Below are 19,722 nucleotides of genomic sequence, written 5' to 3'. Positions count from 1 at the left end.
CCCACGAACCATCCGCAAGCCCGCGGAGACATCCCAGAGACACCTCGCAGCGAAAGGAACGCCCGTGACCGTCGAACACACCGTGCGCACGTACTCGTCCAAGGAGGAACTGCCCCGCGAGGAGCAGCTCGCCCACAAGCTCGCGAGCGTCGCGACCGACCCGGTAGCCGTGGAGCCCGAGGTCGTGGACATGGTCATCAACCGGATCATCGACAACGCGTCCGTGGCCGTGGCCTCCCTCAACCGCGGGCCCATCGTCTCCGCGCGCTCGCAGGCCCTGTGCCACCGGGTCGTCGACGGCGGCGGTTTCTCGGGCACCGGCGCGCTGCTCTACGGCGCCCCGGACGACGACGCCGCGGTCTCCCCAGAGTGGGCCGCGTGGGCCAACGGCGTGGCCGTGCGCGAGCTGGACTACCACGACACGTTCCTGGCCGCGGAGTACTCCCACCCCGGGGACAACATCCCGCCCATCCTGGCGGTGGCCCAGCACGTGGGCAGCTCGGGCGAGGACCTCGTGCGCGCGATCGCCACCGGGTACGAGATCCAGGTGGACCTGGTCAAGGGCATGTGCCTGCACGAGCACAAGATCGACCACATTGCGCACATCGGTCCGTCCGCCGCCGCGGGCATCGGCACGCTGCTCGGCCTGGACACCGAGACCATCTTCCAGGCGATCGGTCAGGCACTGCACACGACCACCCAGACCCGGCAGTCCCGCAAGGGCGAGATCTCCACGTGGAAGGCCCACGCGCCCGCGTTCGCCGGGAAGATGGCGGTCGAGGCCGTGGACCGCGCGATGCGCGGGCAGACCTCCCCGACCCCCATCTACGAGGGCGAGGACGGCGTGATCGCGTGGCTGCTCTCGGGCCCGGAGGCCCGCTACACGGTGCCCCTGCCGGCCCCGGGTGAGCCCAAGCGCGCGATCCTGGACACGTACACCAAGGAGCACTCGGCGGAGTACCAGGCCCAGGCGTGGATCGACCTGGCGCGCAAGCTGCACCGCGAGCACCCGGAGGTCACCGACCCCGCCAACGTGGCCTCGGTGCTCATCAAGTCCTCCCACCACACCCACTACGTGATCGGTTCCGGGGCTAACGACCCCCAGAAGTACGATCCCACGGCGTCGCGTGAGACCCTTGACCACTCGATCCCGTACATCTTCACCGTGGCCCTGCAGGACGGCGCGTGGCACCACGTGGACTCCTACGCCCCCGAGCGTGCGGGCCGCCAGGACACCGTGGAGCTGTGGCACAAGGTCACCACGCAGGAGGCCCCGGAGTGGACCCGCCGGTACCACTCCCTGGACATCTCCGAGAAGGCGTTCGGCGGTTCCGTGGAGATCACCCTCACGGACGGCACCGTGATCACGGACCAGATCGCCGTGGCGGACGCCCACCCGCTCGGTGCCCGCCCGTTCGCGCGGGAGCAGTACATCACCAAGTTCCGTACCCTGGCCGAGGGCATCGTGGCCCCGGAGGAGATCGAGCGGTTCCTGGACGCGGTCCAGCGCGTCCCCGAACTGGGTGCCGGGGAGCTCGGGCAGCTGAACATCACGGCCGCCGTGGAGCTGGAGACCTCAGCGAAGGGAATCTTCTGATCATGCTGTACACCACCGTGACCCCCGCCGAGAAGCGCGAACGGTTCCGCGAACTGCTCGCGGCCCCGGAGATCGCCCGTTTCCCCGGAGCGTTCACGCCCCTGTCCACCAAGCTCATCCAAGAGCAGGGCTTCGAGGGCGTCTACATCTCCGGCGGCGTGCTCGCCAACGAACTGGGCCTGCCGGACATCGGTCTCACGACCCTGACCGAGGTGGCCACGCGCGCCGGTCAGATCGCGCGCAGCACGGACCTGCCGTGCCTCGTGGACGCGGACACCGGATTCGGTGAGCCCATGAACGTTGCCCGCACCGTCCAGGAACTCGAGGACGCCGGCCTGGCCGGTTGCCACATCGAGGACCAGTTCAATCCCAAGCGCTGCGGCCACCTGGACGGGAAGAACGTGGTGGACACCGCCACGGCCACCAAGCGGATCAAGGCCGCCGTGGAAGCCCGCCGGGACCCGAACTTCGTGGTCATGGCCCGCACGGACCTGCGCGGTGTGGACGGACTGGATGCCGCGATCGACCGGGCCAAGGCCCTCGCCGACGCCGGCGCGGACGTGATCTTCCCCGAGGCCATGGCGGACCTCTCGGAGTTCGAGCGCATGGCTGAGGCCCTGGACGTGCCGATCCTGGCCAACATGACCGAATTCGGCAAGTCCCAGCTGTTCACCACGCAGCAACTGCACGGTGCAGGGGTGTCCATGATCATCTACCCCGTGTCCCTGCAGCGCCAGGCCCTCGGCGCCATGGAACGCCTGCTCACCACCATCCGGGAGGACGGCACCCAGCAGGCGCAGGTAGAGAACATGCTCACCCGTAAGCGGCTGTACGAACTCGTGGACTACAACGGGTACAACCAGTTCGATTCCGGGGTGTTCAATTTCGAGGTCCCCGAGACCCCGGACGCCTGAACCCCTCTGTTCCCACCACGCCAAGTGTGGTGTGGTGGGAACACTCAGTCCGTGCACGAGCCCGATCGTCGAAGGAGATCACCGTGGCCGATACCGAGATCCACAAAGGACTCGCCGGGGTGGTGGCTGACACCACCGCCGTGTCCAAGGTCAATGCAGAGACCAACTCGCTGCTCTACCGGGGCTACCCGGTGCAGGAACTCGCGCAGAACTGTTCCGCGGAACAGGTGGCGCTGCTGTTGTGGAACGGCGAGCTGCCGTCCGAGGACGAGCTCACCGCGTTCCAAAAGCTGGAGCGTTCCCACCGCGCGCTGACGCCCGAGCTCAAGCGCGTCATCGACGAGCTGCCCACTACGTGCCACCCCATGGACGTGTGCCGCACCGCCGCCTCGGTGATCGGCGCGCAGCACCCGCACGCAGAGGACAACTCCCCCGAGGCGGAGCTGCGCAAGGCCCAGGAACTGTTCGCCGTCATGCCCGCCGTGGTGTGCTACGACCAGCGCCGCCGTCACGGCCAGGACCTCGTGGATCCCCGCGAGGACCTCGATTACTCCCAGAACTTCCTGTGGATGGCCTTCGGCGAGGAACCCGCCCCGGAGGTCGTGGACGCGTTCCGGGTGTCGATCATCCTGTACGCGGAACACTCGTTCAACGCTTCCACCTTCACGGCGCGCGTGATCACCTCCACGCTCGCGGACCTGCACTCGGCAGTGACCGGGGCCATCGGCGCCCTCAAGGGCCCCCTGCACGGCGGTGCCAACGAGGCCGTGATGCACACGTTCGAGGAGCTCGGGATCCGCAAGGACGAATCCGCCGAGGAAGCGGAGAAGCGCGCCAAGGAGTGGATGGACCAGGCGCTCGCGGAGAAGAAGAAGGTCATGGGCTTCGGCCACCGCGTGTACAAGCACGGTGACTCGCGCGTGCCCACCATGCAGGACGCCCTGTTCCGCATGCTCGAGCACTACGACCGGCCCGAGGTCCTTGGGCTCTACAACGGTCTGGCCAAGTCCATGGACGAGGCCAAGTCCATCAAGCCCAACCTGGACTACCCCGCGGGCCCCACGTACTGGCTCATGGGGTTCGACATCCCCGCGTTCACGCCCATCTTCGTGGCCGCGCGGATCGTGGGCTGGACCGCGCACATCATGGAGCAGCGCGCAAACAACTCGCTGATCCGCCCGCTCTCGGACTACAGCGGCCCGGACGAGCGTCACCTGTCCTGAGCTTGGGACACCACGACGGCCCGCCGCCCCTTCACACGTGAGAGGTGGCGGGCCGTCGTCAGTACTTCGGGGCCCGCGGCAGACCCATGTAGGACTCCACCGTCGCGGACTTGTTGTTCTTCAAACTCGTGGCCGTGGCGGTGCCCACGTAGCGCAGGTGCCACGGTTCGTAGGCGTACCCGGTGGTTGCGGTGTGCCCGTTGGGGTAGCGCACCACGAACCCGTAGGTGTGCCCATTCGCGGCGATCCACTTCCCCTGTGGGGTGTTGCCGAAGCACGGGAGCAGACCGCAGGTGGCCCCGGGGGCGCCCACGTCGATCGCGAGGCCGGTCTGATGTTCGGAGTGACCGGCCCGCGCGGAAATGGTGTCGGCGGTGGCCTGTCCGTACAGGGCCGTGTACTCGCGGTAGAGGCGCGCTTGGGTGTCGTAGTCGCGGTACCCGCTCACCGGGACCAGCGTGACCCCCTGTGCGGCCGCGGCACGGCTCATGCGCTGGTAGGCCGCTGCAGCGTCGTCCCGTAGCAGGACTCCCCCGCCCACCGAACGTAACGGAGCCGGGGCGTAGGTGCGCGGGGACAGCGGGCGTTTCTTGTTCACGACCACGGACACGCTGCGGGCATCGTCGATGTCCCGGTGCACCCGCGCTCCTCGCTGGGCGGTCCAGGTGATGCGGCCGCGCTGGTAGCGGACCTCGCACGTGCCACCCGTGCAGGTCTCACGCGTCACGGGGTACCCCAGGGCCCCGTGCTCGGAACCCTCCGCGCGCCACTTCGCCAGGATCCCGCCGCGCTGGGCCCGCGCACCGGTCGTGGACGTCCAGTGGATCGTGCCCTTCTGGTACTGCCGATAGCAGCCGCGGTCCCGCAGGCCACAGCGTTCGGCGGACGTGGGCTTGCCCAACCATGCGCCGGGATTCGGCAGGGCGCGGTACTCGTTGTCGATCCCCGCCCCGGCGTGGGCCGGTGCCATGCCGCCCACGAGCAGCAGCGCGGCCAACAGGGCGGTGAGCAGGGCCGGACGACGCATGACGGTTCGCATGAGGCCACAATAGGTGTTGCGCGTGACGCGCGGTCGGCCTATGGGCGAACAGCCGACGACGCCGCTCCCCGCCCCTTGCGGGCCCGGCGCCCACGCGCGGGAGGTCCCGGGCTCCGGGCGGTGCGGCGGGCGACGTCGCCGGCTCGGTGTGCGGGCGGAACGTCACCCACTCCGTGTGCTGCGGCTCCCGACGTGGTCGGCTCAGTGCGCTGCCCCGACGCTGCCGGCTCAGCGCGCTCGCGGGTGGGACGTCGCGTAGACCTCGCGCAGGGACTCCACGGACACGCGCGTGTAGATCTGGGTCGTGGCCAGGGAGGCATGTCCCAGCAGTTCCTGCACAACCCGCAGGTCCGCGCCGCCCTCTAGCAGGTGCGTGGCGAACGAGTGGCGCAGCGTGTGCGGCGTGATCCGCTCCTCCTGGTGGATCGTGCGCGCGGCGTCCTTGACCATGTTCCACGCCGTCTGCCGCGAGATCCGCGTGCCGCGAGCATTGAGGAACACCGCCGGGCTCCCCCGACCGTGCCGCGCCAACTTGGGGCGGGCCCGGACAAGGTAGCGGTCCAGGGCCGCCACGGCGAACGATCCCACGGGCACGAGCCGTTGCTTGGCGCCCTTGCCCGTCACACGGATCAGGGCGAGGTCCTCGTCGTGCAGACCGGCGAGGTCGTCCACATCCAGCGCGACGGCCTCGGAGATACGCGCACCCGTGGCGTACAGCAGTTCGAGGAACGCCCGGGCCCGCAGTCCCGCGGGTGTGTCCGGGTCCGGGGCGGCCAGGAGGTTCTCGACCTCCGTGACGCCGATGGCCTTGGGCAGCTGCTGCGGCGGCATGGGCGGGCTCACGCGGGACGCGACGTCCGTGTCCACGCTCGACTCCGTGACCCAGAACGCGTGGGCCCCCCGCACCGCCGCGAGCACCCGCGCACTGCTGCGCGCGGACAGCGCCGGGTGGCCGGCGTCGCCCTCGCGGATGCTCCGCACGAACGCCCGCACGTGATCGGCCGTGATGTCCCTGGGCACGCGCACGTGCGCGGCGGTCGCCGTGAGGTGCTGCAGGTAGCGCGCGAGGTCCCGGCGGTACGCACTCACGGTGTTCGCTGCGAGTCCGCGCTCGACCACGAGGTGGTCCAGGTAACGCGCCACGGCCCGCCGCAGTTCCGGTGCGGCCTCCGCCTCGGTCGTCGAGTCCGACGGCGCCGCACCCGCCCTCGGTCCCCCGTCCACGATCGGCAGTGGTTCGGTGATGGGACCGTGCGACTCGAGGGAGTCGTTCACCCCTCGTGCCGCGGCCGCGAGGTCCATTCGGCGTCCGGTGCGCGCAGCGTGGCCCAGTCCCGGGACCGCGCGATGTGCGTGGCGAGGATGCCGAGCGTGGCCGTAGGGGACGTGATCCGCCCGGCCATGACCGCGGCCACGGCGTCGTCGAGGTCCGCGAAACCAGCCACGATCTCCGCCTCCTCGCCCTCGCGTTCGAACCGCTCGGACTCGGGGACCTCGCTCAGGTCACGGGCCAAGAAGATCCGGTTGGCCTCCGCCGAGGAGCCCGGCGAGTTGTCGAAGTCCACGAGCGTGTGCCAGGTCCGGGCCGTGAGATCCGCTTCCTCGCCCAGCTCGCGCTGGGCCGCCTGCAGCGCGGGTTCCCCGGACACGTCGAGCAGCCCCGCTGGGATCTCCCACATCCGCTTGCGCACGGGGTGGCGGTACTGGTTGATGAGCAGGATCCGTTCCTTCTCGTCCAGCACGACCACGGACACCGCCCCCGGGTGCGTGATGAACTCCCGGGTCAGCGGTTCTTCCTGGCCCGCCATGCGGAAGGACTCACTGCACACGTCCCAGATGGCGCCGTCGTAGACGGTCCGCGAATCCGTGACGGTGTGCGGATCCGGGCGATCCGTCAGCTGCTCGGCGGTGATGCTCGTGTACTCCACGGCTCAGCCCTTGGCCTGGACGCCCCGGCGCTCGAGAGCGGCCTTGACGAGGCCGTCGAACAGCGGGTGCGGACGGGTCGGGCGGGAGGCCAGCTCGGGGTGTGCCTGCGTGGCCACGTAGTAGGGGTGCTCCTCACGGGGCAGCTCCACGAATTCCACGAGCGTGCCCTCCGGGGACGTGCCCGAGATCCGCAACCCGGCCTCTGAGAGGGCGTCGCGGTACGCGTTGTTGACCTCGTAGCGGTGGCGGTGACGCTCGGAGACCTCCGTGGCACCGTAGGCCTCGGCCACCACGGAACCCTCGGCCAGCGCGGCGGGGTACAGGCCCAGACGCATGGTGCCGCCCAGGTCACCGGCGCCCTCCACGAACTGCTTCTGCTCCTCCATGGTCGCGATCACGGGAGTGTCCGTGTCCGGGTCGAACTCGGTGGAGGAGGCGTTGGGCAGGCCCACGACGTCGCGCGCGTACTCGATGACCATGCACTGCAACCCGAGGCACAGCCCCAGGGTGGGCACCTTGTGCTCACGGGACCAACGCAGGGCGCCGAGCTTGCCCTCGAGCCCGCGGATGCCGAAGCCCCCGGGGATCAGGACGGCGTCCACGTCACCGAGTTCGCGCTGGGCGCCCTCTGGGGTGTCGCACAGGTCGGAGGCGACCCACTTGATGTGCACGCGGGCGTTGTTCGCGAATCCACCGGCCCGTAGCGCCTCGGACACGGACAGGTACGCGTCCGGGAGGTCGATGTACTTGCCCACGAGCGCGACCGTCACGTGGTGCTCGGGCTCGTGCACCGCGGTGAGCAGCCGGGACCACTGCCGTAGATCGGCGTCCTGGTAGTCCAGACCCAGGTAGTCCAGGATGTAGGTGTCCAGACCCTGGCTGTGCAGGGTGTTGGGAATGTCGTAGATGCTGGGGGCGTCCGCGCACGAGATCACGGCGTCCAGGTCCACGTCGCACGCGGCACCGATCTTGCGCAGCATCGCGTCCGGGACGTCCCGGTCGCAGCGCAGCACAAGGGCGTCGGGCTGGATGCCCAGACCGCGCAGCGAGGCCACGGAGTGCTGGGTGGGCTTGGTCTTGAGCTCACCGGACGGGCCGATGAACGGGATCAGGGACACGTGCAGGTAGAACACATTGCGCCGACCCACGTCCTGGCGCACCTGGCGCGCGGCCTCGATGAAGGGCTGGGACTCGATGTCACCGACCGTGCCGCCGATCTCGGTGATGATGATGTCCGGGGCGTTCTCGTCCTCGGCGCGGCGGCGCATCCGGCGCTTGAGCTCGTCCGTGATGTGCGGGATGACCTGCACGGTGTCACCCAGGTACTCGCCGCGGCGTTCCTTGGCGATCACCGTGGAGTACACCTGACCGGTGGTCACGTTCGCGGAGGCGTCCAGGTTCTCGTCCAGGAAACGCTCGTAGTGACCGATGTCCAGGTCCGTCTCGGCGCCGTCGTCCGTGACGAAGACCTCACCGTGCTGGAAGGGGTTCATGGTTCCGGGATCCACGTTGAGGTACGGATCCAATTTCTGCATGGTCACGGACAGGCCGCGCGAACGCAGAAGCATTCCGAGCGAGGACGCAGTGAGCCCCTTGCCGAGGGACGAGGCCACACCTCCCGTGACGAAGATCTGCCGGGTCACCTTGCCGTCGTTCTTTTCTGTGCCTGCCTCGTGGGCGGCGTCCTGAGCATTCACCACGGGATTCGAGCCTACCATTCGTGTCTCGTCGGGGCGTTGGGGGTCGTCGGTCATGCGGTAGCGTCCCGCATGAGTTCTCGCGCGTGTTCGCGGGCTGCACGGGAGTCCTCGTGGCCCGCGAGCATGCGGGCCAGCTCCACCACGCGTTCCTCGTCCGTGAGCACTTTCACGTCCGAGACGCTCGAGTCCGAGGACTTGGTCACCAGGATGTGCTGATCCGCGAACGCAGCGACCTGGGGAAGGTGGGTCACCACGAGCACCTGCACGTTCTTGGCGAGCATCTTCAGCCGCCGGCCGATCTCCACGGCAGCCTTGCCGCCCACACCGGAATCGACTTCATCGAACACGAACGTAGGCACGGGGTCCACCTCGGAGAGCACCACCTCGAGCGCGAGCATGATGCGTGAGAGCTCACCACCGGAGGCACCCTTGCCGAGCGGGCGGGGTGTGGCCTGCGGGTGGGGCGCGAGCATGAACTCGATCGTGTCCCTGCCGTCGTCCGTGAAGCGCTCGGAGGGTTCCACCGCCACCACGAGGGACGCGTTGGGCATGGCCAGCGCGCTCAGTTCCTCGCTCACGGCGCCCGCGAGTTTCTTGGCGGCCACCCGTCGCAGCTCCAACAGCCTGGTCGCGTGCTTCACGAGGGCCGCATGCAGGCTCTCGCCCTCCGCGCGCAGTTGTTCCTCGCGTTGGGGGTCCACCACGAGCCCCTCGAGCCGGGTCCGGGCCTCGTCCGCCCAGGACAGCACTTCGTCGATGCTCGCACCGTACTTCTTGGTCAGCGCGCGCAGGGCACTGCGGCGGGCCTCGACCTCGGCGAGCCGCGCGGGGCCGTCCTCGTCCAGACCGCTCGCGTATCCCGAGAGGTCCGCGGCGACGTCGGCGGCGACCACGGTCAGCTCGCGCACCCGGGTGGCCAGGGCCACGAGTTCGGGGTCGGACTCCGCCACGAGGTCGAGCGCCTGGTGCGCGTGGGACAGCAGGGCGACGGCGTTGAGGTCCGGCTCGTCGTCCGCGTCGGATCCGCTCAGGGCCCCGTGGGCGGACAATGCCGCGCCGCGCAGGGCCTCGAGGTTAGTGAGCTTCTCGCTCTCCGCGTCCAACTGGGCGTCCTCGCCCGGAACGGGCTCCACGGCGTCGATCTCCGCGAGCGCGGTGGTCAACGCCTGGGCCTGCAGCGCTCGTTCGCGGGAGTTTTCCTTGGCCGCGCGCAACGTGGCCACGACCTCCCGGTAGCGCTCGAGTTTGCCACGGTAGGTGGCGAGCTCCTCGGCAACGTCCGCGCCGGCGTAGTCGTCGAGCGCCGTGCGCTGGGCCGCCGGGGACTTCAGGCGTAGCTGGTCGGACTGCCCGTGGACGGCCACGAGGGTCTCACCGACGGCACCGAGCGTGCCCACCGGTGCGGAACGGCCGCCCACATGGGCGCGACTGCGCCCCTCGGCCGAGACGGTGCGGGAGAGCAGGACCAGGGACTCCTCGGTGCCATTGACCGTCTCGCTGTCCACCGCACCACCGGATCCCTCCACGAGCGCCACAGCGGCGTGGTCCGACGGCACCCGCACGGTGGCTTCCGCTAGCGCCTTGGTGCTGCCCGAGCGCACGGACCCGGCGTCCGCGCGGTTGCCGAGCAGCATGCCGAGCGCGGTGACCACCATGGTCTTCCCCGCGCCGGTCTCACCCGAGAGGATCGACAACCCGGGGCCCAGGGGCAGGACGGCGTCCGTGATGACGCCGAGGTCGTGGATGTGGATCTCCTCGATCATGACCGGGAGGCCCCGTCCGGTCGGTCGCCGGTCCGCTCACCGGTCGAGGGGCCGCCATCGAGCCAGGGCGCGTCGTTGTGGTGCGGGATCTCCCGGCCCACGCTGAGCTTGAGTTGTTCCTCGTCCTGAGCGACCACCTTGGTGGTGGGCTGCACGACAGACAGGGCCGAGGTGAGGGCCTCGAGCTGTTCCTTGGGCATGGGGCCACGCCATCCGGCGATCGGCAGTTCGAACTTCCTGACGAGGCGTTCGGAGAACGGGGTCGCGTGCATGCGGGCCAGGTTCACGGACTTCTCGGACCGGCGCACCTCGATGCGCGATCCCGGGGGCAGGTCCACGGTTCGCCGTCCGTCGCACCACAGGACACCCCGGGCATCCGTGCGGGTGAGCACCTCCACGGCCATCATGGAGCGCGGGGAGATCACGAGGGGGCGGGAGAACAGGGCATGGGCGGACAGCGGGACCATGAGCAGGGCCTCGACCTCCGGCCAGACCACGGGACCACCCGCGGAGAACGCGTAGGCCGTGGAGCCGGTGGGGGTGGCCATGACCACGCCGTCACACCCGAACGTGGACAGCGGCCTGCGGTCCACCTCCGTGACGACCTCGATCATCTTCTCCCGGTTGCCCTTCTCCACGGAGGCCTCGTTGAGCGCCCACGTGTGCAGGACTTTTCGGCGCTGCTCCCACACGGTGATGTCCAGGGCCATGCGCCGCTCCACCGTGTAGCGACCGTCGACGATGGCCTCCACGGTCTCGCTCAGCCCGGAACGCTCGGACTCGGCAAGGAAGCCCACGTGACCCAGATTGACGCCCAGCAGAGGGGTGTCCACTCCGCGCACCAGTTCCGCCGCGCGCAGGATGGAGCCGTCACCGCCGAGCACCATGACGATCTCGATCTCGCGCAGCGCCACGTCCTCCTCGAGGATCTCCACGGGTGCCATGTCCGACCCGTCCGCACGTAGGGCCTCGAGGTCCGGGCGGCAGAGGACGGGTACGAGCCCGGCGTCGTGCAGTTGTTCGCAGGACTGGCGGGCCGCTTCCTTGGCCTCGTGCCGCCCCGTGTGGGTCATCACCAAGATTTTCCGGCTCACGAGCTGAAGACCATCCTCCTGCGATCGACTCCCACGGTGGGCTGACTCAGCCAACACTACGCGAGCGCCCCGACGCGGTCAGTGCTTCGGGCTGCGGCACCACACGAAGAACTCCACGTTGCCGTCCTGGCCCGGCAGCGGACTGGGCGCCGTGCCGAGGACCTCGAGCCCGACGTCGCGCGCGCACGCCCGTACGCGCTCCACCGCCGCTTCCCGCGCGGCGTCGGACGTCACGACGCCGGTGCGGGACAGCGCGTGCGCCCCCACCTCGAACTGGGGTTTGACCATGAGCAACAGGTCCCCTCCACGCTCCGTGGCCGCCGCGAGCGCCGGGACCACGAGGGTCAGGGAGATGAAGGAGAGGTCGCACACCGTGAGTTGGGCGGGGCCGCCGATCTCGGCGGAATCCAGGTAGCGCACGTTGAGCCCCTCGTGGACCCGGACGCGGGGGTCCACGCGCAGTTCGGGGACCAATTGGTCGTGCCCCACGTCCACCGCCACGACCTCGCGCGCACCACGGCGCAACAGGACGTCCGTGAACCCTCCGGTGGACGCCCCCGCATCCAGACAGCGCTTGCCCGCGGGGTACACGTCCGGGAACCGTTCGAGCGCGCCGGCCAGTTTGTGCCCGGCGCGGCTCACGTACTCCTCGCCCTCGGCTGCCGCGACCTCGAGCGTAGCCTCCGAGGTGACCACGGCGGAGGGTTTCGTGGCCGCGGACCCGTTCACACTCACGCGCCCGGCCTTGATCAGAGCGGCGGCCACGGTGCGGGACCGGGCGAGACCGCGCGCTGTCAGCGCCCGGTCGAGCCGATCGTTCACGGGTGCTCCCGCTCCCCCGCGGCGTCAGACCCAGGCTCCGTCACGGAGTCGATGAGCCCGGCGGGCAACGAACCCGGCGACGCGTTGAGGATCCGCTCCAGTTCCTCGTGCAGGACCTCGTACGCCGCCGCCTGTTCCGTGACGGGGAGCGCGGCGATGTTTGCTTCACGCGCGAGCACGCGGTCCACGGGGTCCAGGCCGGTGTGCGGGGGCTCGGGGTGTTCCTCGTTCACGCGGGGTCCTGCCACGTCAGCGACGGTTCGTGAGCGACGTCGACGTCGGGATGGGCGGCCCACCACGCGGCGCACGCAGCGCGCCAACCGTCCAGGCTGTCGCGAGGCGCGGTGACCGTCACGGCGATGCTCTCGGTCTCCGCGACGGCCTCGCGGCACCGCGCGCGGAACCGGTCGCCGTCGTGCGTGACGTCCACCCGGGGATACGATTCGAACAGCTCACGCAGGTTCCCCAGGAGGTAGGTGGGGCGCTGGGACGTGCACGCGGCGAGCACCGAACGCGGCGAGTCCACCCCCGTAAACACCTCGATCCCGGGCATGCCCGCGTTGTTGGCCCCGAGGATGTCGGTGTCCAGCCGGTCCCCCACGACTGCGGGGTTGCGGGCGCCGACGCGCTCGGCCGCCTCGCGGAAGATGGGGGCCTCGGGTTTGCCCGCGACCACGGGTTCCCGGCCCGACGCCGCGGCAACAGCGGCCACGAGCGTCCCGTTGCCGGGGGCGATCCCCCGTTCCTTGGGGATGGTGCGGTCGGTGTTGGTCGCGCACCACAGCACGGCGTCGTCCGCGAGGGTGAAGGCGGCCTCGGCGAGGTGCTCCCATCCGATGTGCGGGTCGAAGCCCTGCACCACGGCCTCCGGTTGCTCGTCCTGGGAGGTCACGGGGGTCAATCCCACGGCGCGGATCTCGTCCGCGAGCGCCTGCGCCCCCGTGATCAACACTTTGGCCGACCGCGGGAGCCGCTCCGCCAGCAAAGCCGCGGCCGCCTGGGCGGAACTCACCACGTCCTGCGTCCGAGCGGGAGCGCCGAGGGACGAGATGTGCTCGGCCACCGCTTCGGGGGATCGGGATGCGTTGTTGGTCACGTACATCACCGCGCGCCCCGAGTCCTTCACTCGCTTGAGGCTCTCCGGGGCACCGTCGATCGCGTGCGGTCCCGCGTAGACCACACCATCCAGATCGCACAGCAAGGCGTCGAACCGTTCGATGAGCGTCGCGTCCTCGCTCCCCTCCTCGCGGGCGGGATCAGTTGCGGTCATGACCGGTGTCCGTCCCGTGCTCGGCGTCGGCGCTCTCGGCGGGTGCGTGGTTGTCGGCTGACGCGTCCTGCGCCTTTGAGCCACCTTCAGCCAGCGCGTCCTCCTCAGAGGGCGCCTCGTCCCGGTCGGAATCCGCGCCCGCCGCGGGGGCGTCATCACTGGGGCGGTCCGCGCTGTGTCGCTTCTGGGCCTCACGGACGGTGCGCCGAGCGTCGTCCTCGTCCAGGTCGTCACCCAGGTCCACGATCTCGGGCTCGGAGAACTGGCCCATGCCCAGCGCCGCCTCCGCAACGATGGCCTGGCGATCCCACGACATGGCCTCGCTGTCGCGACCCACCGCGCGCAAGGCGTCCGCGTACGCGCGGAAGAGTTTGGGGCTGTAGGAGAACCCGCGGTTCTTGTCGAGCTGCGGGATCTCGAGCGCCGCGAGCGCGGCCTGTTCGTCACCGGCGTCGGCGTGGATCCCGGACACGACCATGGCGAGCTCGGCCTTGCCCTCGGCGTCCAGCGCATCAGCGGCATCCGAGATGGCCTCTTCCATGGCCTTGTCCACGCGGCCCAGGGCACGCTGGGCGTCCACCATGAGCGGCAGGTGTGCCTGCGAACCGGAGATCCGCCGGTGGGTGCGCAACTCCTTCAGGGCGAGCGCGTAGTCACCGGCCGCATACGCCGCGATCCCGGCAACCTCGCGCACAGCGCCGATCCGCCCCGCCTTACGCACGGCGGCGTTGGCGTGTTCAAGGGCGAATTCGGGATCGTCGTCGAGATAGCGCGCCGCCATCACGAGGTGCTTGGACACTCGCTCGGCATTGCTCGCCTCGAGGGCCTGCAGTTCCCGGCGCACGGCCCGGTCGATCTCCCGACCCGTGACGTCCGCGTCGATGTCCGGGGCCACGAACCGCGGCTGGGCATCTCGGCGGTCATCGCGCTCGGGGCCACGTGCGTCACCGCGCCGGTCGTCACGGTAGTCGCGGCGCTCGTCGCGCGCTCCGAAGCCGCGCCCACCGCCCGGGCGAGCCCGGTCACCACCCCGGCCCGCGAAGCCCCCGTCCCGGCGATCCCGGTCCCCGCGATCATCACGTCGCCCAAAACCACCATCACGACGGTCGTCCCGACGTCCATAGCCGCCCTCACGACGGTCCCGGTCACCACGCTCGTCCCGACGCCCGTAGCCGCCCTCACGACGGTCCCGGTCACCACGCTCGTCCCGACGCCCGTAGCCGCCCTCACGACGGTCCCGGTCACCACGCTCGTCCCGACGCCCGTAGCCGCCCTCACGACGGTCCCGGTCACCACGCTCGTCCCGACGCCCGTAGCCGCCCTCACGACGGTCGTTCCGACGACCGTAGCCGCCCCGTTCCTCACCACGAGCGCCGTCGCGCGGACCGCGTCGATCGTCGTCACGGCGGTAGCCGCCTCGCCGGTCATCATTCCTGCGCTCGTCACCGCGCCCGCCGTAACTCCCCGCCCGCTCGTCCCGGCCCCGGTAGCCGCTGCGAGCGTCGTCGCCGGATGAACGGCGTCCGCTGCCGCCTCGGCCGCCGAAACCGTCCCGCTCTCCGGGACGGCCCCCCGAGCCCCCGCGGTACGAGGAGCGATCGGAGCCACGGCGATCCGTGCCCCGACGATCGTCGTCGCCCCGGGAGAACCGGCGGTCTCCCCCACCGCGGGATGAACCGCGCTCGTCACGGCCCCACCGGCCGCCGCGGTCACCCCCGCCGCGTCGACGATCGGAACGATCGTGGGAACCGTGCTGTTCAGATTCGCTCAAGGGGTGTCTCCTACTGCGGCCTGCGGCCATGGTGCGGGGGCGGGATCTGGCACCGCCGGATGTTCTCGAAGAGCATTCTACAAACGGTGCGCGGAGCACTCCCAACGCCATGGACGGGCCGGTCGCGGCACTCGAACGGGCCGCGGCGGGATGATCCGCGCGCGGAGTGAACCGCAAGGAGGGTGGGCGCCGTACATAATGAAGCATGCGTTTGAGATCCCTCTCCAAAAACCTGCTTCTGCGGGTCCTCGTGGCCATCGTCCTGGGCGTCGTCTTCGGCCTCTTCTTCCCGGAATGGCTCGCACGGGTGTTCATAACCTTCAACGGCATCTTCAGCCAGTTCCTGGGGTTTCTGATCCCCCTGATCATCGTGGGCCTCGTGACACCGGCCATTGCGGATCTGGGGCGGGGCGCGGGCAAGTGGTTGGCCGTGACGGCGGCCATCGCGTACGGGTCCACCATTTTCGCCGGTCTCCTGGCGTTCCTCGTGGCCAAAGCGAGCTACCCGTGGCTGCTGGGCGGTGACAGGTCCGTCAACGGGCTGGAGAACCCGGAGGACCACGCCCTGAGCGGGTTCTTCGACATCACCATGCCACCCGTGTTCGACGTGATGACAGCTCTCATCCTGGCCTTCTGCATCGGCGTGGGGATCACGTTCGTCAAGGGCAACTCCCTGCACCGCGGGTTCGGGGAGCTGCGCACGATCGTGATGCGGATCGTGGAGAAGACCATCATCCCGCTATTGCCCGTCTACATCTTCGGCATGTTCCTGAGCCTCACCATGAACGGGCAGATCGTCCTGGTGATCTCCACCTTCCTGCGCGTGGTGATCCTGGCGTTCATCATGACCGTGGTGATCCTGATCATCCAGTACTGCCTGGCGGGCCTCGTGGCCAAGCGCAACCCGTTCGTGATGCTCAAGAACATGCTCCCGGCGTACGCCACGGCGCTGGGCACGTCATCGTCCGCGGCGACCATCCCCGTGACCTTGGAATGCACCAAGCGCAACGGCGTGGACGAGCGCGTCGCCGGGTTCACCATTCCCCTGTGCGCCACGATCCACCTCTCCGGGTCCACCATGAAGATCGTGCTGTTCTCCCTGGCGATCATGACCATCTCGGGGATGCCCATCAACACGTGGCAGTACATCGGATTCATCCTGCTGCTGGGCGTGACCATGGTCGCCGCGCCCGGTGTCCCCGGCGGCGCGATCATGGCCGCGGTCGGCATCCTGCAGTCCACCCTGGGCTTCGACGAGACCGCCGTGGGGCTCATGATCGCCACCTACGTGGCCATCGACTCGTTCGGCACCGCATGTAACGTCACCGGCGACGGCGCCATCGCTGCCGTCATGGACCGCATGCTCAAGGACAAGAGCGGGCGCCTGCGTGACGCCCCCGCGGAGTCGACCGTCTGACCATCTCGTGCGGGCCTCGCAGCCCGCACCTCCGATCCATGACGACGGCGCGTCGCACGGTGCGACGCGCCGTCGTCATCTCGTGGCCGGGTGCCGGTACGGGTGGCCCGCTCAGGGAGCACCCGCTCAGGAGACCCCGGTGATCACGGAGAGTCCCGCCGAGGCGAGGCCGGCGAACAGGACACCCCACAGCACGATCGAGATGCACTGCCAGAAGATGATCTTCCCCTTGGCCACGCCAGCCCCGGCCATCATGGACGAGGTGATCTGACTGGGCAGCACGGCCTGACCCAGGATTGACACCCCGGCCACCCCGTACTTCTCGAACATCCTCACGAAACGCTGCTGACGTTTGCTCGGCTCCTTGCGCTCGTCCCGATTGCGCGTGAAGAACTTCCGGACCCGCTCCGCGAACAGGACCAACAGGGTCATGGAGATGATGTTGCCGATCACGGCGAAGAGCACCGCCATCACGGGATGGATCCCCGCGAGGACCCCCACCGCCGAGGCCCCGTAGGATTCGATGAACGGGATCGCCCCGCCCAGCATCAGGAACAGGGCCTGAACGGTCTGCCCCGCGGCCTCCACATTCTCCTGCAACCACTGCATGGCGTTCTTCCTCTCCTCCGGCGGGTGCTTGAGCGCCGCGCTGTGGACGTGTGTTCGGGCTGTCGTGCCCCTCTGCCCACCACTCTTCCGCGCGGGGACCGTTCGCGGCAGTGAGCCCGCGTCACCACCTTGGCCACGGATGTCATCAGCCCACATGACACGTGTCATATCCGGATCACCCGGCCCCTAGGGTGGAGGCATGTCGGCGATCCCTACGTCCGCGCCGGTCCACGGCGCAGAACAGCACGAGCTCGACCTCGCGCGGCAACGCCGGAACATGAGCCTGGTGTGGTGGAGCACCTACCTCACGCTGGTGGGCATCCTGCTCTACGTGTTCTTCCTGAACTTCGCGGCCATCGCGTTCAGGCCATCGGCGGCCGCGTACGTCACGACGGGGATCATCGGCGTGACGAGCCTGCTGTGCTGGGCCGCAGGGCTGTTGCGGATTCGTCGGGGTGTGAGTCGGGCGGCCGTGTTGACTCCTTTCATGGGTGTGGCTGCGATCCTGGGGATTGTGTGCGCCGTTCTCGCGGCGAGCGTCGGCCCCCGAGGGGTTTACGCCGCACTCCCCCTGGCCGTCGTGGTCATGACGGCCGGCCTGCAGCCCGAGCACCGCTGGCGCTGGTTGTTCCTCGTGGCCGCTGCGATCCCGCCCGTGTACCTCCTGGTCTGTTGGGCCATGGGGGTGATGGACCGGACCGCGATGGACGTCGCCATGACCATCCAGTACGCGGGGATCGTCCTGCTCGCCATCCCCTCCTCGTTGTGGGTCTGGGGCGTCATGCTACAGCTGGAGGCCGCTCAGCGCCGTGCCGCGGACCTGGCCATCGCGAACGAGCGGCTGCGCTTCGCGGCGGACCTGCACGACGTCCAGGGACATCACCTGCAGGTCATCAGCCTCACCACGGATCTCGCGGCCCGCCTGCTCGGCAAACAGCAGTACGACGCCGCCCGCGAGCAGGTCCTCGCGGCTCACGCAGGCGCGCAGGAAGCCTTGCGTGACACACGCTCCCTGGTCCAGGGTTATCGCTCCACCACTCTCGTGGACGAGCTCGAGAACGCGTCCTCCGTTCTCGACGCGGCCGGGATCCACACGGACGTGGACCTGCCCCCGATGCTGCGGACCTGGGCCGGTCGCTCACGACCCTTCCCCGACTGCATCGAGGACGGCCGCGGTGACACCGTCACGAGCAATGTGCTGGGCCTCGTTGTGCGGGAGGGCACGACCAACATCCTGCGGCACTCCCACGCCTCCTCCGCGCGGATCTCGCTGCGTTTGATCTCGTCCACGGGTCGTGATGACGACGCCTCACCCACCGGTCGTGCCGCACGGCGGCGACGCCTGCCGGGCGGGGGCGCTCATCTCGAACTCGTTATCCACAACGACGGCGCGTTCCCGTCCTCGGAATCCACGCCGGACGCCTCCACCGGGAACGGATTGGCGGGGCTGCGTGAACGACTGTCGGCGCTGGGAGGCACGCTCACGTACACCTTCGATCCCGCGCACGCCGGTTTTACCCTGACCGCGCGCGTGCCCATGACAGGAGACGACCATGAATGACGAGCGGATCACGATCCTTCTCGCGGACGACGAGCACCTGATCCGCGGGGCCCTTGCTGCCCTGCTGCGCCTCGAGGACAACTTCGACGTGGTGGCCGATGTCGCAGACGGGGCCGAGGCTCTACGGGCGGCTCAGCAGCACTCCCCCACTGTGTGCATCCTGGACCTGGAGATGCCGCCCACGGATGGCGTGGACACGGCGCAGCGCATCGTGAGCTCGGTGGACACCCGCATCCTCATGGTCACGCGCCACGCCCGTCCCGGAGTACTGCGCCGCACCCTGTCTGCGGGCGTGTCCGGGTTCCTCCCCAAGTCCACGCCCTCCGAGAAGCTGGCCCAGGTGGTGCGGGACATCGCGGCCGGCAAGCGGTACGTGGATCCGGAAATCGCCGCCAGTGCGCTATCGGGTTCCGCATGTCCTCTGAGTGACCGGGAACTGGACGTGCTGCGTGAATCCGCGCAGCAGACCACTCTCGCGGACGCGGCTGCGGCCCTGCATCTCGCACCGGGAACCGTCCGGAACTACGTCTCCTCGGCCCTGGCCAAGTTGCACGTGTCCACCCGACAAGAGGCCGTGCAGCGGGCATGGGACGAGGGATGGATCTGAGAGTGAGAGGGCGTGACGCTGTCAACTCGCGTCGGGGTGCGGCAGAAGAACCCGATCCAGTGGTGGCCCGAACGAACCCATCGCCGCTGGCGCCAGGGTGAAGCCCACCGTGGCGTTTACAGTGCACGATCTCCTCGCCCAGCGGGACGTGCAGCGTGCCCTTATCCACGGACACTGTCTCGACCTCGCGCACCCTGCCCCGTGGAAGCATCGCCTTGCTGAGCCGAACCTCGCCGCGATGTGGGAGAACTATCGTAAGTGGGATACCGACGGGCGCACTCTATGAACAAAGCCCCCCGAGGAGTATTCCTCGGGGGGCTTGTGTGCGTTCCGGCGTGTTAAATGGTGGGAGGCCGCGCCCCCTAAGGGGGTGCGGCCTCGACCACTTCTTTCTTTCATGTTAATC

Annotated in this window: 17 protein-coding genes; 6 read left to right on the top strand and 11 right to left on the bottom strand. The window is 69.3% G+C overall.

Going from position 1 to position 19,722, the window contains the following annotated elements:
* Positions 1 to 64 precede the first annotated feature (64 nt).
* The 3 genes from RF637_RS12380 to RF637_RS12370 all read left to right on the top strand — a co-directional run bounded on the left by RF637_RS12380 (position 65) and on the right by RF637_RS12370 (position 3,734).
* Positions 65 to 1,597: an MmgE/PrpD family protein gene (locus RF637_RS12380; RefSeq protein ID WP_368844977.1), complete on the top strand. Its 1,533-nt coding sequence runs from the start codon at positions 65 to 67 to the stop codon at positions 1,595 to 1,597.
* 2 nt (positions 1,598 to 1,599) lie between these two features.
* A complete protein-coding gene (gene prpB / locus RF637_RS12375; protein WP_064845376.1) occupies positions 1,600 to 2,511 on the top strand; it encodes a methylisocitrate lyase in 912 nt (303 codons plus the stop codon).
* An 83-nt stretch (positions 2,512 to 2,594) separates the two neighbouring features.
* Positions 2,595 to 3,734, top strand: a complete 1,140-nt coding sequence (locus RF637_RS12370; RefSeq protein ID WP_144996955.1) for a bifunctional 2-methylcitrate synthase/citrate synthase — start codon at positions 2,595 to 2,597, stop codon at positions 3,732 to 3,734.
* A gap of 58 nt (positions 3,735 to 3,792) precedes the next feature.
* Here RF637_RS12370 and RF637_RS12365 read toward each other — a convergent pair whose 3' ends face one another.
* From RF637_RS12365 to RF637_RS12320, 10 genes are all read right to left on the bottom strand, one after another.
* Positions 3,793 to 4,773 carry a D-alanyl-D-alanine carboxypeptidase family protein gene (locus RF637_RS12365; protein ID WP_368844976.1) on the bottom strand — a complete coding sequence of 327 codons (981 nt, stop codon included), beginning with the start codon at positions 4,771 to 4,773 and terminating at the stop codon, positions 3,793 to 3,795.
* A 228-nt stretch (positions 4,774 to 5,001) separates the two neighbouring features.
* On the bottom strand, positions 5,002 to 6,075 hold the full coding sequence (locus RF637_RS12360) for a site-specific tyrosine recombinase XerD (protein ID WP_368844975.1): 1,074 nt from the start codon (positions 6,073 to 6,075) through the stop codon (positions 5,002 to 5,004).
* Positions 6,045 to 6,701 (bottom strand): NUDIX hydrolase, encoded by a 657-nt coding sequence (locus RF637_RS12355; RefSeq protein ID WP_167318627.1) that lies wholly within the window; start codon positions 6,699 to 6,701, stop codon positions 6,045 to 6,047. Before RF637_RS12355 ends, RF637_RS12360 begins: the two co-directional genes overlap by 31 nt.
* Positions 6,702 to 6,704: 3 nt before the next feature.
* Positions 6,705 to 8,420: a CTP synthase gene (locus RF637_RS12350; RefSeq protein ID WP_064845380.1), complete on the bottom strand. Its 1,716-nt coding sequence runs from the start codon at positions 8,418 to 8,420 to the stop codon at positions 6,705 to 6,707.
* Between the two features lie 32 nt (positions 8,421 to 8,452).
* On the bottom strand, positions 8,453 to 10,165 hold the full coding sequence (gene recN / locus RF637_RS12345; RefSeq protein WP_368844974.1) for a DNA repair protein RecN: 1,713 nt from the start codon (positions 10,163 to 10,165) through the stop codon (positions 8,453 to 8,455).
* The gene (locus tag RF637_RS12340; RefSeq protein ID WP_085105864.1) at positions 10,162 to 11,259 is read right to left on the bottom strand and encodes an NAD kinase; all 1,098 of its coding nucleotides are present in this window, start codon (positions 11,257 to 11,259) and stop codon (positions 10,162 to 10,164) included. The genes recN and RF637_RS12340 overlap by 4 nt, the downstream gene beginning before the upstream one ends.
* A gap of 78 nt (positions 11,260 to 11,337) precedes the next feature.
* A complete protein-coding gene (locus tag RF637_RS12335; RefSeq protein ID WP_368844973.1) occupies positions 11,338 to 12,081 on the bottom strand; it encodes a TlyA family RNA methyltransferase in 744 nt (247 codons plus the stop codon).
* Positions 12,078 to 12,314 carry a hypothetical protein gene (locus RF637_RS12330; RefSeq protein WP_064845384.1) on the bottom strand — a complete coding sequence of 79 codons (237 nt, stop codon included), beginning with the start codon at positions 12,312 to 12,314 and terminating at the stop codon, positions 12,078 to 12,080. The genes RF637_RS12335 and RF637_RS12330 overlap by 4 nt, the downstream gene beginning before the upstream one ends.
* Positions 12,311 to 13,351, bottom strand: coding sequence for an HAD-IIA family hydrolase (locus RF637_RS12325; RefSeq protein ID WP_368844972.1), 1,041 nt, complete (start codon positions 13,349 to 13,351; stop codon positions 12,311 to 12,313). Before RF637_RS12325 ends, RF637_RS12330 begins: the two co-directional genes overlap by 4 nt.
* Positions 13,338 to 15,122 (bottom strand): hypothetical protein, encoded by a 1,785-nt coding sequence (locus RF637_RS12320; RefSeq protein ID WP_368844971.1) that lies wholly within the window; start codon positions 15,120 to 15,122, stop codon positions 13,338 to 13,340. The genes RF637_RS12325 and RF637_RS12320 overlap by 14 nt, the downstream gene beginning before the upstream one ends.
* A gap of 205 nt (positions 15,123 to 15,327) precedes the next feature.
* Here RF637_RS12320 and RF637_RS12315 point away from each other — a divergent pair, with 205 nt between their 5' ends.
* Positions 15,328 to 16,539, top strand: coding sequence for a dicarboxylate/amino acid:cation symporter (locus tag RF637_RS12315; RefSeq protein ID WP_368844970.1), 1,212 nt, complete (start codon positions 15,328 to 15,330; stop codon positions 16,537 to 16,539).
* Between the two features lie 126 nt (positions 16,540 to 16,665).
* Here RF637_RS12315 and RF637_RS12310 read toward each other — a convergent pair whose 3' ends face one another.
* The gene (locus RF637_RS12310) at positions 16,666 to 17,148 is read right to left on the bottom strand and encodes a small multi-drug export protein (protein ID WP_144932297.1); all 483 of its coding nucleotides are present in this window, start codon (positions 17,146 to 17,148) and stop codon (positions 16,666 to 16,668) included.
* Between the two features lie 199 nt (positions 17,149 to 17,347).
* On the opposite strand from RF637_RS12310, the gene RF637_RS12305 reads away from it, so the two are divergent.
* The gene (locus tag RF637_RS12305; protein WP_368844969.1) at positions 17,348 to 18,709 is read left to right on the top strand and encodes a histidine kinase; all 1,362 of its coding nucleotides are present in this window, start codon (positions 17,348 to 17,350) and stop codon (positions 18,707 to 18,709) included.
* Positions 18,702 to 19,316, top strand: coding sequence for a response regulator (locus RF637_RS12300; protein WP_368844968.1), 615 nt, complete (start codon positions 18,702 to 18,704; stop codon positions 19,314 to 19,316). The genes RF637_RS12305 and RF637_RS12300 overlap by 8 nt, the downstream gene beginning before the upstream one ends.
* The last annotated feature ends 406 nt before the right edge of the window (positions 19,317 to 19,722 follow it).

The sequence above is a fragment of the Kocuria sp. CPCC 204721 genome, from assembly GCF_040980945.1.
GTDB classification, from domain to species: domain Bacteria; phylum Actinomycetota; class Actinomycetes; order Actinomycetales; family Micrococcaceae; genus Kocuria; species Kocuria marina.
Note: the sequence above shows the minus strand (reverse complement) of the source record. Positions and strands in the feature narration are given on the sequence as shown.

What these genes read in the sequence shown, in the direction of transcription:
- recN (WP_368844974.1), bottom strand. Translation starts at nt 10,165, where the DNA reads ATGATCGAGGAGATCCACATCCACGACCTCGGCGTCATCACGGACGCC.
- RF637_RS12310 (WP_144932297.1), bottom strand. Translation starts at nt 17,148, where the DNA reads ATGCAGTGGTTGCAGGAGAATGTGGAGGCCGCGGGGCAGACCGTTCAG.
- prpB (WP_064845376.1), top strand. Translation starts at nt 1,600, where the DNA reads ATGCTGTACACCACCGTGACCCCCGCCGAGAAGCGCGAACGGTTCCGC.
- RF637_RS12315 (WP_368844970.1), top strand. Translation starts at nt 15,328, where the DNA reads ATGCGTTTGAGATCCCTCTCCAAAAACCTGCTTCTGCGGGTCCTCGTG.
- RF637_RS12360 (WP_368844975.1), bottom strand. Translation starts at nt 6,075, where the DNA reads ATGGACCTCGCGGCCGCGGCACGAGGGGTGAACGACTCCCTCGAGTCG.
- RF637_RS12300 (WP_368844968.1), top strand. Translation starts at nt 18,702, where the DNA reads ATGAATGACGAGCGGATCACGATCCTTCTCGCGGACGACGAGCACCTG.
- RF637_RS12325 (WP_368844972.1), bottom strand. Translation starts at nt 13,351, where the DNA reads ATGACCGCAACTGATCCCGCCCGCGAGGAGGGGAGCGAGGACGCGACG.
- RF637_RS12350 (WP_064845380.1), bottom strand. Translation starts at nt 8,420, where the DNA reads ATGGTAGGCTCGAATCCCGTGGTGAATGCTCAGGACGCCGCCCACGAG.
- RF637_RS12305 (WP_368844969.1), top strand. Translation starts at nt 17,348, where the DNA reads ATGTCGGCGATCCCTACGTCCGCGCCGGTCCACGGCGCAGAACAGCAC.
- RF637_RS12365 (WP_368844976.1), bottom strand. Translation starts at nt 4,773, where the DNA reads ATGCGAACCGTCATGCGTCGTCCGGCCCTGCTCACCGCCCTGTTGGCC.